The following is a 15,727-nucleotide window of genomic DNA, read 5'->3' as shown; positions in this document are numbered from 1 at the left end:
TAATAGGTCATATGTATGCTATAGCATATATATGTTAAAAACAAAAAGATGGGAGTGAAAACGATGGTTATTTTGATTTTGCAAGTCATAGTTGGCGTGTTTTTTATGTTTACGGGGGTCAGAATTATTAGTGGCAAAATGGCAAATGAATTCAAACGTTTGGGCATGCCACCTGTTTTTAATTTTTTGACGGGGCTTATTGAGATTGTCTGCTCAATTGGTATGATTGTGGGAATCTGGGTATCTATTGTCGCAACCGTAACAGGACTTCTTTTAGGAGGAACAATGCTGGTAGCGGCAGGTATGTTGCTTTTTGTGGCAAAAGATCCGTTCTCGAAGGCAATTCCAGCAATCATTCTCTGCTTATTGTCCTTGGTTATCAGTACAAGCCACTTGTTTGGAGCGGCCGCATTGTAGCTGAGAATTGTCCTAGTCGCATTTTTTTGGACTTACTCAACATTGTTTGTTTGAACTTACTTTTAAAGATGTTAGCAAAACTGTTTCTCTAGACCCACACAACTTTCGTCTAGTATGATAATCATCGACATAGATAGAGAGTGGTGTATGCATGGAAAACACATATGATGACATCAAGCTAGGTGAAAAAGGTGCTTGGTTAAGTATAATCGCTTACATTATTCTTTCCGCTTTGAAGCTAACCATCGGGTATTTCTCCAATTCTGAAGCGTTATCGGCGGATGGTTTAAATAATGCCACAGATATTATTGCGTCCATTGCGGTTTTAGTCGGGCTAAGGATATCGCGAAAGCCACCCGATAAAGATCACCGGTACGGTCATTATCGAGCGGAAACGGTGGCGGCGTTAGTTGCCTCTTTTATTATGTTCGCGGTAGGTATTCAAGTACTCTATCAAGCATTTACGAAGTTTTGGGTGGAGCGCATAGAGACCCCTGATATGGTTGCGGCATGGACGGCTGTTTTTTGTGCCGTAATTATGTACTTGGTCTATCTGTATAATGTTCGTTTGGCTAGGAAAATAAACAGTCATGCGATGATGGCGGCTGCACAGGATAATCGTTCGGATGCGTTTGTGAGTATCGGTGCTTTTGTCGGTATCGTTGGTTCTCAATTTGGATTGCCATGGCTTGATCCTATAACAGCACTTATTGTTGGATTTATTATTTGCAAAACAGCATGGGATATTTTCCGCGATTCTACGCACGCGCTAACGGATGGCTTTGACGATGCTGAGCTTCAAACCATTAAAAAGACGATACGCGAGATACCTGGCGTGGAAAAAGTCATTGATGTTAAAGCCCGCATTCATGGAAACAATAAGCTGGTTGATGTGACTATCGGTGTAGATCATGAGCTTAACGTAAGCGAAAGTCATGACATTACAGAGCATATTGAGAATAGAATGAATGAACTTCATAACATATCCCATGTCCATATTCACATTGAACCCATCGAGGTATCTAGTAGTCCGAAAAATGACAAGGTAGAGGCTCGCACTTAGTGCGGCCTCTTTTGCTATTCGTAAGTAGGGGTTTACCAGGGAAACGAGAAGCGGTGGCGTGTACTTTTCCGGTTCAATGCACCGGTGAATACGAGAGCTGTGAAATAGAGGAACAAGGAAAAGACGATGGAAGTGACTACGCACCATGCCGGCGGAAAACCTAGGCTCACAACATAAGCATAGGCCCAGTGTCCGCAAATCAACATCAGCATCATACAGATCGCAACCTTGACATAAGGTCGAATACTCCAATAAAATCCGATCGAGCTTGAGATGGAAAAGAAGTTCAGCAGTGTTTGAACTACAATGCCGATACCAATACCGTACGCAACACCAATAATGCCATATTGGCTGCCGAACACAAAGATAGAGACACCTTTAACTAAGGTGGCAATGATGTAATTCCACAGCGTAGCTTTCGCGCGGCCAAGCCCTAGTAGTATCGCATGAAGCGGAGCATCGAAATAATGTAGAAAAAACATCGGCGCCAGTATTTTGAGCAGTAAGCCTGCTTCTGGTGAATGATAGACAAGTGTTGTAAGCGGTGTTGCCCACTCGTACAGGATAACGGTCGCCGGTGCGCCAATCAGGAGCCCCAAGGTCAACGCTTGATTCATCCGCTCATGAATGAGCAGACTGTTCTTGTTCGCCGCTGCCTCGCCTATTGCAGGAATGAGCGCGGTGGACAAGGATTGCGTAATAAAGCTTGGCATGAACAACAGCGGGAACGCATAACCGGCTAGCATACCGAATTGTTTCGTGGCTAACGCTGTGCCGACGCCAGCCAGCGCGAGGCTGGTTGTAATGAGAAGTGGTTGAAAGGTGCTGTATAACGAATGAATGACTCCGTGCCCTGTCGTCGGGAGTCCGATTTGTAGCAGCTCGCCAAGTGTCCCCTTTCCTTTCTTCAGGTTGCTTGCCCACGTCTCTCCAGGCCTCTTCGATTCACCGTGAAGCTTGTAGCTCGCCATCAGGAAGAGGAGGCTAATCGCTTCGCTGACAACAGACGCAGCCATTGCACCAGCGGCGGCATAAGCGACGCCATATGGCAGCAAGAGGTGAACCAGCGCAAGTACACATGCGATTTGCACGGTATGTTCCAGCACATCGGAAGCGGCAATGGTTTTCATCTGCTGCATACCGCGGAAATATCCCTTTAATACAGCGGAGACAGCGACGATTGGCGCGATCGGTGTGATCGCGAGCATCGCGTAATAAGCGCGTTGATCGCTAAGCAGAATGGATGCGATCCACTCCGATCCAAATAACGATAAGGTCGTCAGCGTTACACTCAAAAAGCCAGTGACCGCGAGAGAGACATGCAGGATGCGTCTCACTTTGGTCCGTTCACCGCGAGCGTGTGCTTCTGCGACCAGCTTTGAAATGGCGACGGGTAATCCAAGCTCCGTAATCGTTATGACGAGCGGGACGAGCGGATGAGCCATCATTAAGATGCCAATCCCCTCTGCGCCCAGTACGCGAGCGATATACATGCCGCTGATAAAACCGAGAATACGGTTAATGAAAGCAGCGACAGACAAGACTAGCGTACCTCTCATGAACGATTGCCCATGTTGTGACATGATTGTTGCCCTCCTGTTTATCGAATACTTAAATGTATTCAATAATTGGAAAAGCATGCGAACAAGCCGATCTTGATGTCGGTGAAATCGATGTGCCAAGAGCTCAGTGTGAAAGCATTGTGGCTGCCAATACGCGTTTAGATGTATAAACTACAGCTAATTTCTCCGAATTTGACCTGTCTGTATGATTAAATGGAAAAGTTACATCTAATTTGTACGAAGTTTAGAGAATCGAGCAAAACGAAGGGATTTAACTACAGGAAATACAGTTAACCTTTCGAATTCTGGAAATCCGTTTCAAATAGATGGAGAAAATCCAGTTAGATTGAAGGAAGCAGAGGAAGCAGAGGAAGCAGGTTCATTACTCAAAGGTCATTAACGAAAAAAGAGGTTGTTTCAAAAAGTCGATATCGACTTTTGAGACTACCTCTTTTTTCTAATGGGGGTACGAAACGCCCCGATGCTCGCCAAACTTAACGATGTTCTACGAGATCAATCGCTCCAAGAATCACATGAGCAACTCCGAAACCAAGGACACCGACACCAAGAAGCTTGTACTTGCTTTTCAGCATTGAAGCTCCAGATGCAGAAACGACAGTCCCCAGAACAGCCGGAATCAATCCTTCGCGCATGAATACCACTCCTTCAGGTTTGTTTGGCAAGACAACCTTTAGTTTGCTTCAAAATAACTAGCTTATGCAGTGCGGTTGATACGAAGAAACCTAGTGAAAATGCGGATATTTTCAAATATGGTATTTAATTTAACAAAGTACCTTGACAGTCATAGTAGTGTATCGTATTATGTGTATATGGAGGTGACGATATGAGCGAGAACAAAATCACATCCGACCTGCTTCGCGGACATACGGATACAATGATTCTACGGCTTTTGTCTGAAGCGGATCGCTACGGATACGAGATTGTTAAGCTGATTGCCGAGCGCTCGGGCGGCGAGTATGAATTAAAGGAAGCTACGATGTACTCCAGTGTCCGGCGGCTTGAGACAGACGGCGATATCGAGTGGTATTGGGGCGATGAGACGCAGGGCGGAAGGCGCAAGTATTTTAGGATAACTGAAAAAGGCAGAAACGCTTACGTTCGCAACAAGAACAATTGGGAATATTCGAAACGTGTACTAGAAAACTTATTATAAGGAGATGGGATTATGAATAAGAAATTGACGAGTTATTTAAACGGTGTTTTCACGCCATACGATGGGGTAAAAAGCGTAACCGAATTGAAGACGGACCTGCACTCTGATTTGCAGGAGCGATATCGTGAACTCAAAGCTGAGGGCAAAGACGATGATACTGCATTTCAAATGACGATTGAAAGCATCGGCGACATCGAACAAACGATATTGGAAGTTGCGAACCTCTCCCGCTCACTCGAGCGACAACTCGTAACCAACTTTAGCGCAAGCAACCTAGCAATGGGCGACTTTGCAGGCGTTAAAGCCCACAAAGGTCAATTTAATGCTAGCGCATTACGCGGTGCCGACTTTGCTGGTGCTGACTTGACCGGAAGTTCGTTTAAGAGCAGTGATTTACGAGATGCCAATTTTGACGGTTCCAATCTGACGGACTGTACCTTAATGGCAACCGACCTTACGAATGTAAGCTTCAATGAGTCGACGCTTGTACGCACCAACTTCAGCGTTTCCGGGATGGAAGGAGCCAAATTCACTGGTATCAAATTGACCGACGTCACGATAAGCAAGATTGATCTTAGAAAGACAATCTTTGAGAATTGTATCTTTGACGGCGTGGACTTTGAATATTCCGACCTAAGCGGGCAATGTTTTGACGGGCAAACCTTTATCGGCGTTAAGTTTGATAAATCGGCAGTAAACGAAGTTTCTTTCAAAGGCGCAATCCTTAAAAATGTATCTTTTCAGGCGTTCTTCTCGTTGACCAATAAGTATTACCGTGCATTCAAAACCATTAGCTTTGACGGTGCAGTTATGGATAAACTGACCTATGCTTCGCTTAAAGGCATGGGGGCCGATTTGTCCAAGGTTACTATACGATAAGGAGGGGAAGTTTATGCCGACTACATCTATTCAAGTAAAAGGACTGCAAAAATCCTATAAGCAGCTTCAAGTTTTAAAGGGTGTTGATTTTGAGGTTGAAACAGGCAGTATTTTCGCCCTACTCGGCTCTAACGGGGCGGGCAAGACAACGGTCGTGAGAATTCTCAGCACATTGCTGAAACAAGACAGCGGAACCGCCTCCATTAACGGATTCGACGTTGCGACCAAACCGGAGAATGTGCGGCAGTCGATCAGCTTAACCGGACAGTTTGCCGCGGTGGATGAAATTTTGACCGGACGGGAAAATCTCGTCTTGATTGCTAAGCTTCGTTATCTCAAAAATCCGCATCAGGTCGCGGACGATTTGCTTAAAAGCTTCGGCCTAACAGACGCCGCAGATCGCAGGGTCTCTACGTACTCAGGCGGTATGCGCCGCAGGCTCGACATCGCTTTGAGCCTCGTGGGAAAACCGAAAATTATCTTCCTTGACGAGCCGACTACAGGTCTTGATCCGGAGGCACGTATTGAAGTTTGGAAGATCGTTAAGGAACTTGCTGACGGAGGGACTACGGTACTTCTGACCACGCAGTATCTGGAGGAAGCTGAACAGCTTGCCGATCGAATTGCCATTTTGCATGAGGGTAAAATTATCGCCAACGGCACACTTTCAGATCTGAAAAAGATGTTCCCATCTACGAAGGTGGAGTACGTTGAAAAGCAGCCGACATTGGAAGAGATCTTCCTCGCAATCGTAGGCAAAAAGGAGGCCATATAAATGGAAACGACAAAAAATCACTTCTTCAGTGACCTGAGCGTTATGCTTGGACGGTCGATGCGCCATATTTTCCGCAGTGTGGACACCATTATCACCGTTACTATCATGCCAATCGCGATGATGCTGCTGTTCGTCTATGTGTTAGGCGGTGCCATTCAAACAGGAACGGATAACTATGTGAATTACTTGTTACCAGGTATCCTTATCATTGCTATTGCTAGCGGCATATCCTACACAGCTTTCCGCTTGTTTACAGATGTACAAAAGGGCATATTCGAACGTTTTCACTCTATGCCGATATCACGTTCCACCCTACTTTGGGGGCATGTGATGACCTCGCTGGTATCCAACGCAATTTCGGTTGTCATCATCATTCTTGTCGCGTTGCTTATGGGTTTTCGTTCGACCGCAGGGATACTGCCATGGCTTGCAGTTGCTGGTATTCTCGCGTTGTTTACGCTGGCATTAACGTGGGTAGCAGTCATTCCTGGACTGACGGCCAAAACGATTGATGGAGCAAGTGCCTTTTCTTATCCGCTTATCTTCCTGCCATTTATCAGCTCAGCCTTTGTGCCTACCGAGTCAATGCCGCGCGTCGTTCGGGCTTTTGCTGAAAACCAGCCAGTAACTTCGATTGTGAATGCGATTCGTGCGCTGCTGTCGGGTCAGCCAGTGGGCAGTGGTATATGGATTGCGCTTGCATGGTGCGTTGGAATCATGATTGTGGCTTATTTCTTTGCTATGAGGGTTTATAAAAATCGGGTGTAAATGTATAAAAAGGGATCTCCATATTCGATTTAACATCAGTGAGGACTGTAACTAAAGTATGCTAAAAAATAAAAGTAACTATTCATACCGATGCCAATACCGATGTAAGTCGGAAGAGGTTTCGGTATATTTATTTTTATTTAATGCTAGAGGCTTTTTACATCACAATACAACAACATTTTAACAAAAAACACGGCAAAGACATTAGGATAGAAAGGGGTTACAATGGAATCACAATGATAGAGGAGTGGACAAATATGGATAAAGCCCAAAATCAGTTTGAACGAATTTCACCTGAAAAGGCTGGGATTGCATCAGATGCCGTATTGGCCTTTGTGGAAAAGGTGGAGGAATTAGGAATCCCTTTGCATAGCTTCATGCTTCTTCGGAGCGGACGACTTGTTGCTGATGGTTATTACAGCCCCTTCCAAGCAGATCATTTGCACCCAATTTTTTCGGTAAGCAAAAGTGTAACCTCTGCCGCTATAGGCATTGCTATAGGTGAGGGGCTTCTGAAACTTACTGACCGTGTTGTGGATTTCTTTCCGGAAAAACTTGAAGATGAGGTCCATCCCTTCACAGCGATGATGACTATAGAACATTTACTGCTTATGGCTACGGTACACCCCAAATCTACACACAAGCAGCAAGAAGAAGACTGGGTCCAAGTCTTTCTAAATACGCCGCCTTCCAAAATGCCGGGTACAAGCTTCTCTTATGATACGACGGGGACTCATACGTTAGCTGCAATTGTGCAAAAGGTAACAGGAACTTCCGTCCTGGCCTATCTTCGCCCCCGGTTGTTTGATCCGCTCGGAATGGGGGAACTATGGTGGGAAAACTGCCCATCCGGTATTAACAAGGGCGGCAGCGGCCTCCACTGCACAACGGATGCATTAGCACGGTTTGGCCAGCTTTACCTTCAGGATGGCGTGTGGAATAACGTCCGTATACTTCCTGAAGGATGGGTAGAACGCAGCACAGGCAATCGAATCGGCACTTACGGCACTCGTTTCATGCTGGACGGTAAGCTGGGCTATGGCTATAAATTCTGGAGGATCCGTAACAACGGCTATTGTGCGTTTGGCATGGGCGGTCAACTTGTCATCGTGCTGCCAGATCAAGAGGTCGTGCTTGTAACTACTGCTAATACACTCGAGTACAAGGATGGGCAAGCGCTCATTTTTGAATGCTTTTGGTCTACTATCTATGCCTCGCTCATAGAGAACGATGGTGCTTGTCTTGCCCCCCATTTGGCAGCGGAAAAAGCATTTCAAGATCGTCTTACTACTTTGAAATTATTCATGCCGGAAGGGAAAGCGAGTTCACCGCTTCTCGGGAATATATCGGGAAGGCGATGGGTTCTGGAGCCTAATCAGTACGATTACGAAGCATGTGAGTTCGAGTTGGAGGGAGAGGAGCCGGGACTTTACTTCTACAAAGAGGGCAAACGAGTGGATTTGCGGTTCGGCTTAGGGGATTGGACGCCAGGAGTGGACCCTATCATGCATACAGATGCAACCTCTTATGGTGCTGCAGTATGGACGGATGAACGAACATTGGTTGTGACTGTTCACATTGTCCATCCACTTCAAATGTTTACTTTTACTTGTCGGTTCCTCGAACAAGACAGTTTAAGCGTTCAGATTGTTCCCGCTGGCGTTCAGATGAACGAACATGATGGGCATCTTAACGGGTACTTGAGGTAGCGGCTAGGTGAATACATACATATGAACGAATAACCCACCTTGTGAGATAAGGTGGGTTATTCGTTCACTCGTCTGAACAGTGAAAATATATAACTAGACTTAGGGCATTGTATAGATTCGTATGTCTATTTGATTCGTCCATGCATTCCAATCTCGCAATCATATAATGAAGAGATGCTAGAAATACGATGAGCTGAAGCATTATTAACTAGGGGGTGCAAATTATGAGTAATGGCGCAACAGGACCGACAGGTACCACAGGAGCAACGGGGGCAACGGGAGCAACAGGTACGACAGGAGCAAAAGGATCGACTGGAGCTATTGGAGCAACAGGACCGACAGGTACCACAGGAGCAACCGGTGCAACGGGAGCAACAGGTACGACAGGAGCAAAAGGATCCACTGGAGCTATTGGAGCAACAGGACCGACTGGTACAACCGGTGCAACAGGAGTAACTGGTGGAACAGGATCGACAGGAGCAACAGGAACAGCAGGATTGGCAGGCGCAACTGGCGCTACGGGTGGAACGGGTAGTACAGGAGCAACAGGACCAACAGGTGAAACGGGTACGGCAGGAGTGGCAGGAACAACGGGCGCTACAGGGGTAACGGGCAGTACAGGAGCTACAGGACCGACAGGTGAAACAGGTACGGCAGGATTGGCAGGCGCGACTGGCGCAACTGGCGCTACGGGGGGAACGGGTAGTACAGGAACAACAGGACCGACAGGTGAAACAGGAACAGCGGGATTGCCAGGAGAAACTGGTGCTACAGGGGTAACTGGCAGTACAGGAGCAACAGGACCGACAGGACCGACAGGACCGACAGGACCGACAGGTTCAACGGGTACGGCAGGATTGGCAGGAGCAACTGGCGCTACGGGGGTAACGGGTAGTACAGGATCGACAGGTGCAACAGGAGCGTCAGCGAATAGCACTCCTACTTCTATTAACCGTATTTACGTATCAAACGCAAACAGCAACACGGTCTCAGTAATCAATGGTTTTACAAATAGCGTTATTACAAGTATTCCAGTTGGAACTCAGCCAGCTGGTGTCGCTGTGAATTCTATCACGAACCGAATTTACGTAGCGAACACAATCAGTTCCACTGTGTCGGTAATAGATGGAGTTACCAATACGGTCATAGCTACGATTAATGTCGGAACATTGCCAATATATCTCGCGGTAAATACGAATACGAACCGTATCTACGTAGTAGCATCAGGGGCCAACGTTGTATATGTGATTAACGGAAGTACCAATTTGGTGGTAAATTTGATCGCAGTAGGAGATAATCCAATCGGAATCGCTATTAATCCTATTACAAATCATATTTACGTGGCGAATCAAAATGGTAACACGCTTACCATTATTGATAGTGTTACGGAAACTGTGATAAGTACAACATCAGGATTTTTTACGCCAAGAGGTGTTGGAGTCAATCGTAATACGAATGCGATATACGTAGCAAACTCTGCTAACGGCACGGTCACTGTAGTAAATGGAATTAACTTCTCTATTGTAGCTGTCCCTGTAGTAGGAACGATTCCAGAAACTGTGGACACTAACCCTATTACGAATGCTATTTATGTCACGAACAGGGGAGGAAACAATATCACAGTTATAGAGGGGGTTACTGCAGTAACTTCTACTACAGTAGCGAACTTTCCAGCTGGTGTTGGTGTCAATCCTTTAACAAATGCAATTTACGTGGCAAACGGTGGAAACACCACAGTTTCAGTTATTAACGGAATTACAAATACGCTTTTATTTAATATTGCTGTTGGATTCTCCCCATTTGGTGTCGCTGTGAATCCCTAAAGATTAACAACATGAATCATCAGATATTCTATCGTCAAGACGATATTTCAAAATAGAAAGGGAGCTGTTTACCATAGTCGGTAACAGCTCTCTTTTGCATTGTTTCTGAACCTCATCGATTTTTACACAATTTAGCAACATCCCTGTATAAACAAAGGTTTTAAAAATTGGTATGATGGGGAGTAACGAAAGCGATTTCAAAGCGGAAGGTGGGAGTTTGATGTCAGAAAAACCGATAAGCGTGCTCATCGTCGATGATGAGCTGCCGTTACGACAGGAGCTTCGCTCCCTGCCGTGGTCGACCTTGGGGGCGCGGCTCGTAGGGGAAGCAGAGAATGGAGAAGAGGCAGTGGCGCTCTGCGAGGAGCTGCAGCCTGATCTGGTCATCACAGACATTACGATGCCCATTATGAATGGGATGGAGCTGTTCCGCACCTTGCGGAACAAATGGCCGCAGACCCAGGTTGTGCTTCTCACCTGCCACAGCGATTTTCATTATGCGCAGGAGGCCGTGAAGCTCGGCGCTTTAGACTACTTCACGAAGCTGTCGTTCGATGAAGACGATATGCAGGCTTTGATTGATAAAACCCGAGCAGCCATGAGTCGGCAATTGGATCTTCGCCACTACGGTCAAGATCAGCAACGAAGACAACTGGCGAAGCTCGTTAATACGCTTACGAAAGAAGGCAGCGTCTCAGCCTTAGAGCTGCAGACGATTTGGGAAGCTTGGCAAACGGAGGCGCCGCTCTACTTGAACCGTTTAGCTATCGATGTGAAAGAAACCGACCGCTTCCACCTCATGACCGAGCTAGAGCAAATATTAAAGCAGTGGGAGCACGCACCGAACGACCACCACACACACGCGTTCCAATGGTGCCTGACCGGCGACCGCGAGGTGCTGCTCGTGTTCCGCCAAGCCGGAAGCGAAGCGGACGCGATGCTCCGCATGGATCAGCTGCTAGCCGAGCTGCATGCTGCGCTAGAAGGGGCGCTGCCGTACATGAGCGGCGCTTTTCAGCTCCTGGCTGTCACTGGCGAAGCCGTCCGACAGCCCCAAGATCTGCTCTCTTCGCTGCGCTCGATCGCGGTGACGCCGGCGCTGCTCTTTTACGGCCGGCTGCTGACGACAACCGCTGCGCGCGACGCCGCGCAGGGTGAGACCGAGCCGGACGCGCACCAAGATGCGCTACTGATCCGGCAGCGCTGGCTGCAAGCAGCGAAGGACAAAACGGAGCTGCAGCGTTTTTATCAGGAAGAGTTCGGCCCGTGGGCGCTTCAGAATCGCTTCAACCCGGCCAAGCTGATCGCTTACTTCCTCCGCGTGCGCGAGGAAGCGATAGCGGCACATTCACATCTGCGGCACAGCGGGCAGGAAGCCATGACCGCGCAGCACCTAGCCGCCGGGACACTGACGGAACTCATTAGCCTCTGCACACGAGAGCTCGCGTACGGGGAAGGCGATACACGGAAAGTACGCAAAGAAGTCCAGCTCGCCCGCAAGATCATCATGGAAAAACTCGGCGAACCGATAACGCTGACTTCCGTCTCGGAAGAGGTCGGGCTCAGCTCCTACTATTTGAGCCGGCTATTTAAAGAAGTAACAGGGGAATCCTTTAACGACTATGTCACCCGGCTGCGCATGGAAAAAGCCGTCCAGCTGCTGCAGACGACGCAGATGAAGGTATATGAAGTCGCCGAGCAGGTAGGTATCCCGAGCTATCGTTACTTTTCCCAGTTGTTCCGCAACTGGACTGGTGTAGCGCCGACAGAATACAAAAAGGGATGATGACCGCATGAAAGCAATTCTATCGTGGTTCAGCAGTTGGACGATGCTGGCGAAGCACTTTTTATTCTTATCAATCGCAACGGTCGCCTTGTTAGGTGGCTTGGCATGGAGCAACCTGCGGGAAGCTGAACATTTGTTCCGCATGCAGGTAGTGACAGATGCGCAGGTCATTATTGACCGGACGAATCTCTATATGAATGCCTATCTGGACAACGTGCAGAACATTCTCCTCCTGATCTCGACGCGGGATGACTTGTTTGACGACGGTAAAGAGAAGGAAGCCTCTGAGGTGCTTCGCAACTATGCTAATAAGAACAGCACGCTGTATAAAAACCTGTACTTGGTGCGGGAGGATGGCAACGTCATTACGAATTCGCAGACGACGTTTGATATCATCGGCAATCCCTACATGCAGTCGCTGCTTACCAAAGCCAAACAGACCTACGGTATGTTTATTACAGAGCCTTACCAATCCCCAATGTCAGGCAAAACGGTTGCGTTCGTCCTGCCGATTCAAGCGGCGCAGTCGAAGGATTTTCGAGGGATTGCCGTTGTCGAAATTGACCTTGTACAGCTGACGAATTTGCTTGCGCAATTTATGAATACGAAAAATCAAACGTTTGCCATCATCACCAATAAAAACAATGTGGTTCACTCCTTCGATACGACGCTTCCGCCCAGCTCTTACCGGCTGCTGCCCTATAACACGTCGGTGTTTCCACCGGAGCTTGGTGAAGACTTCGTGACGCAGATCGCGGATTTGCCGGTAGGTGCCTCAGAACTACAGGGCCCGCAGGGAGGACTGGTGGCGGTCAAGTCAGGCATGAACAAGCTGGGATGGTATTTTATAGCCTTTTATGAAAATAGTTATTTCTACCACAACATTCAAAGCCTATACCGCAACTTCAGTACGGCCGGTCTGTTCTGGATTGTCATTATTTTGCTCAGTACCTACATGATTTCGAGATACATTACGCTGCCGGTGCGCACCTTAGTGGCCAAGATGGACCGGGTACGTGACGTCGACGTTCAGCATACCATCCATGTGACGGGCAACGATGAAATTGGCCGCTTGACGCGAAGCTACAATGCCATGATGGAGCGGATCCATTACCTGCTGCTGGAGACGAGGGAGGCAGAACGGCGGAAAAAACAATTCGAGCTGAAAATGCTTCAGAGCCAGATTGCTCCCCATTTTTTATACAATACACTTGCCTGTATTTCGAGCTTAGCCAAACAGCATAAAATTCATGAAGTGCGAGAGACGATTAAGGCTTTGGTCGGTCTGCTGTCCTTGAGCTTTGATAAAAGCTCCGAATTTGTTACGTTGGAGGACGAGCTGGAAGGGCTGCGCATGTATGCGTATATTCAGAAGATTCGATACGGGGATAAATTTACAATGTCAATTGACGCGGCGCCGGAAACACGCAAATTGCGGATCTTGAAGCTGACGCTGCAGCCACTGGTGGAGAATGCGATTTTTCACGGCTTGGTGCCGCTCAAACGAACGGGGAGTATTTGGATTCGGGCAAAATGCGTGAGGGAAAAACTCATCATTACGATTCGGGATGATGGTCTAGGCATGAGCGCCGACCAGCTCGACAGCTTATTCGCTGAGCGCACGAAAGCTCCGAATAAACACAGGTTTACCGGCATCGGCGTCATGAACGTGCATGAGCGGATTGGGCTTAATTTTGGACCGACTTATGGGCTCTCTATATTCAGTGTACCGGAGGTCGGAACCCTCATCCGAATGGAGCTTCCGGCAGATCTATATACAGAAAATCAATAATAAAGCGTTTGCAAGAATTCGTACATTTTAGCAGGATCACTGTATATTTTCCGAAGAAAGCGCTTGCTATACTGAGATCAACACTTAGGAGCAAGCGATTTAACGGAAAGAAGGTGGCCTCATGGACCAACAGATGGTTGCACATCGAGAGACGAAGGCCGGAAGCAAGATAAGAGAAACGAGGGCAAAATTGTCAGCGAAGCAGATATGGGCGTTCCGAGCTTTTTACCTTATGCTGCTGCCGGGCATTGTTTATTTTATTATCTTCCGCTACGTCCCGATGTACGGCATTATTATCGCATTCAAGGATTATCAGATGCTGGATGGTATCTGGAAGAGCGGCTGGGCCGATCCTTGGTACAAGCATTTTCAAATCTTTTTCAACTCCCCGTACTTCGGGCAATTAATGGCCAATACGCTCATCATCAGCGTTTACAAGCTCGTTTTCGGCACGATACCGCCGATCATTATGGCGCTGCTGCTCAATGAATGCCGGCTGAAGTGGTTTAAGACAACCGTACAGACCTTGACCTACATGCCACATTTCTTGTCTTGGGTCATTATTTACGGGGTGCTCATCGCGCTGTTCTCGCAAAGCTCGGGTCTCGTCAACAACTGGATCGAAGGCGCTGGCGGGAAGGCAATCGGCTTTATGACGTCGACGGATTACTTCCGGGTGATCCTGGTTGGTTCGGAAATTTGGAAGGATCTCGGCTGGGGCGCGATCATTTATCTCGCAGCGATGGCGGCCATAGATCCAACCTTGTATGAAGCCGCAAGAGTCGACGGTGCGAGTCGTCTACGGATGGTATGGCACATTACCTTGCCGGGCATTCGCAATGTGATTGTGCTGCTCCTGATTCTGAAGCTGGGGCATATTATGGATGCCGGCTTTGATCAGATCTACATTTTATACAATATTCAAGTGTACGCCGTTGCCGATATTCTGGATACTTGGGTGTTCCGGACAGGGCTTCAGCAGCTGAATTTCTCGCTGGGTGCCGCAGTCGGATTGTTCAAATCATTGATTGGCCTGGTGCTTGTGCTTGGTTCCAATCATTTATCCAAGAAGTGGGGTGAGGGCATATGGTAAGAGGCTGGGAGGATCGAATTGTAAACGCTGTCGTAGTCATTATATTGAGTCTTGCAGGCTTGGCAGCCATTTTCCCGCTCATGTATGTCGTGTCTGTCTCTATCACCCCGTTCTCTGAGGTACTGAAAAATGGCGGTTTTATCCTAATTCCGAAGTCCATCACTTTCTCAGCTTATCATAAGCTTCTGACGGAAACGGAGATTCCCCGGGCATTCTGGGTAACCATATTTATTACCGTCGTCGGAACTGCGGTCAATCTGGTGCTGACGCTGCTCATGGCGTATCCGCTCAGCCGCCGCAATCTGCCGGGAAGAAGCCTGTTCTTGCTCTTGGTTGTGTTCACGATGTTATTTAGTGGCGGTATTATTCCCACGTATCTAATCGTGAAATCGTTAGGTTTGCTTGACTCCGTGTGGTCGATGATTTTACCGAATGCCATTTGGAGCTTTAACGTTCTGATTATGAAAAGCTTTTTCGAAAATCTGCCCGAAGAACTGTTTGAATCGGCAAGAATGGATGGCGCGAAGGAATTCCGCATTCTGTGGCAAATTGTACTGCCGCTTTCTGTACCTTCCATGATGACAATCGGACTTTTCTATATGGTTGGCCATTGGAATGAGTTTTTCCAAGCCATTATGTATGTGACGGACCGCAGCTTATTTCCGCTCCAGGTCATCATTCGTGAAATTTTGATGCTAACGCAGCAGCCGCTTGAGAATGCGGAAAACATGCTGCCGACCGAAACCATGCAAATGGCGGCCGTTGTTTCAGCCAGCTTGCCGATTATTCTAGTGTATCCGTTCATCCAAAAGCATTTTGCCAAAGGCATGCTGATGGGCGCTGTCAAAGGTTGATCCCGTTCCCTAGATGCTCGGGACTGCAGCCT

General features: G+C 47.7%; 14 protein-coding genes. 12 read left to right on the top strand and 2 right to left on the bottom strand.

Annotated features, from left to right (window positions below):
* Nucleotides 1-63 precede the first annotated feature (63 nt).
* A complete protein-coding gene (locus tag AC58QM_RS14805) occupies nt 64-417 on the top strand; it encodes a DoxX family protein (protein ID WP_497285167.1) in 354 nt (117 codons plus the stop codon).
* 151 nt (nt 418-568) lie between these two features.
* Nucleotides 569-1,480: a cation diffusion facilitator family transporter gene (locus AC58QM_RS14800; RefSeq protein ID WP_497285165.1), complete on the top strand. Its 912-nt coding sequence runs from the start codon at nt 569-571 to the stop codon at nt 1,478-1,480.
* A 32-nt stretch (nt 1,481-1,512) separates the two neighbouring features.
* Here AC58QM_RS14800 and spoVB read toward each other — a convergent pair whose 3' ends face one another.
* Both spoVB and AC58QM_RS14790 read right to left on the bottom strand, forming a co-directional pair.
* Nucleotides 1,513-3,063: a stage V sporulation protein B gene (gene spoVB, locus AC58QM_RS14795; protein ID WP_497285163.1), complete on the bottom strand. Its 1,551-nt coding sequence runs from the start codon at nt 3,061-3,063 to the stop codon at nt 1,513-1,515.
* 473 nt (nt 3,064-3,536) lie between these two features.
* Entirely contained in the window at nt 3,537-3,695 is a 159-nt protein-coding gene (locus tag AC58QM_RS14790; protein WP_310499493.1) for an asparagine synthase, read from the bottom strand.
* Nucleotides 3,696-3,886: 191 nt separating this feature from the next.
* On the opposite strand from AC58QM_RS14790, the gene AC58QM_RS14785 reads away from it, so the two are divergent.
* The 10 genes from AC58QM_RS14785 (at nt 3,887) to AC58QM_RS14740 (ending at nt 15,695) form a co-directional block, all read left to right on the top strand.
* Nucleotides 3,887-4,216, top strand: coding sequence for a PadR family transcriptional regulator (locus AC58QM_RS14785; RefSeq protein WP_310499492.1), 330 nt, complete (start codon nt 3,887-3,889; stop codon nt 4,214-4,216).
* 12 nt (nt 4,217-4,228) lie between these two features.
* Entirely contained in the window at nt 4,229-5,095 is an 867-nt protein-coding gene (locus AC58QM_RS14780) for a pentapeptide repeat-containing protein (RefSeq protein WP_497285160.1), read from the top strand.
* A 13-nt stretch (nt 5,096-5,108) separates the two neighbouring features.
* On the top strand, nt 5,109-5,870 hold the full coding sequence (locus AC58QM_RS14775) for an ABC transporter ATP-binding protein (protein WP_497285158.1): 762 nt from the start codon (nt 5,109-5,111) through the stop codon (nt 5,868-5,870).
* Nucleotides 5,871-6,638, top strand: coding sequence for an ABC transporter permease (locus AC58QM_RS14770; RefSeq protein WP_497285156.1), 768 nt, complete (start codon nt 5,871-5,873; stop codon nt 6,636-6,638).
* Nucleotides 6,639-6,895: 257 nt separating this feature from the next.
* On the top strand, nt 6,896-8,347 hold the full coding sequence (locus AC58QM_RS14765; RefSeq protein WP_497285154.1) for a serine hydrolase domain-containing protein: 1,452 nt from the start codon (nt 6,896-6,898) through the stop codon (nt 8,345-8,347).
* A 224-nt stretch (nt 8,348-8,571) separates the two neighbouring features.
* Nucleotides 8,572-10,170, top strand: a complete 1,599-nt coding sequence (locus tag AC58QM_RS14760; RefSeq protein ID WP_497285152.1) for a YncE family protein — start codon at nt 8,572-8,574, stop codon at nt 10,168-10,170.
* 220 nt (nt 10,171-10,390) lie between these two features.
* Nucleotides 10,391-11,956 carry a response regulator transcription factor gene (locus AC58QM_RS14755; RefSeq protein ID WP_497285150.1) on the top strand — a complete coding sequence of 522 codons (1,566 nt, stop codon included), beginning with the start codon at nt 10,391-10,393 and terminating at the stop codon, nt 11,954-11,956.
* A gap of 7 nt (nt 11,957-11,963) precedes the next feature.
* Nucleotides 11,964-13,748: a cache domain-containing sensor histidine kinase gene (locus AC58QM_RS14750; RefSeq protein WP_497285148.1), complete on the top strand. Its 1,785-nt coding sequence runs from the start codon at nt 11,964-11,966 to the stop codon at nt 13,746-13,748.
* A 232-nt stretch (nt 13,749-13,980) separates the two neighbouring features.
* Nucleotides 13,981-14,841 (top strand): ABC transporter permease, encoded by an 861-nt coding sequence (locus tag AC58QM_RS14745; RefSeq protein ID WP_497285314.1) that lies wholly within the window; start codon nt 13,981-13,983, stop codon nt 14,839-14,841.
* Nucleotides 14,835-15,695 carry a carbohydrate ABC transporter permease gene (locus AC58QM_RS14740; protein ID WP_497285146.1) on the top strand — a complete coding sequence of 287 codons (861 nt, stop codon included), beginning with the start codon at nt 14,835-14,837 and terminating at the stop codon, nt 15,693-15,695. Before AC58QM_RS14745 ends, AC58QM_RS14740 begins: the two co-directional genes overlap by 7 nt.
* Nucleotides 15,696-15,727: the final 32 nt, after the last annotated feature.

This window comes from Paenibacillus sp. J22P165 (assembly GCF_059692015.1).
Note: the sequence above shows the minus strand (reverse complement) of the source record. Positions and strands in the feature narration are given on the sequence as shown.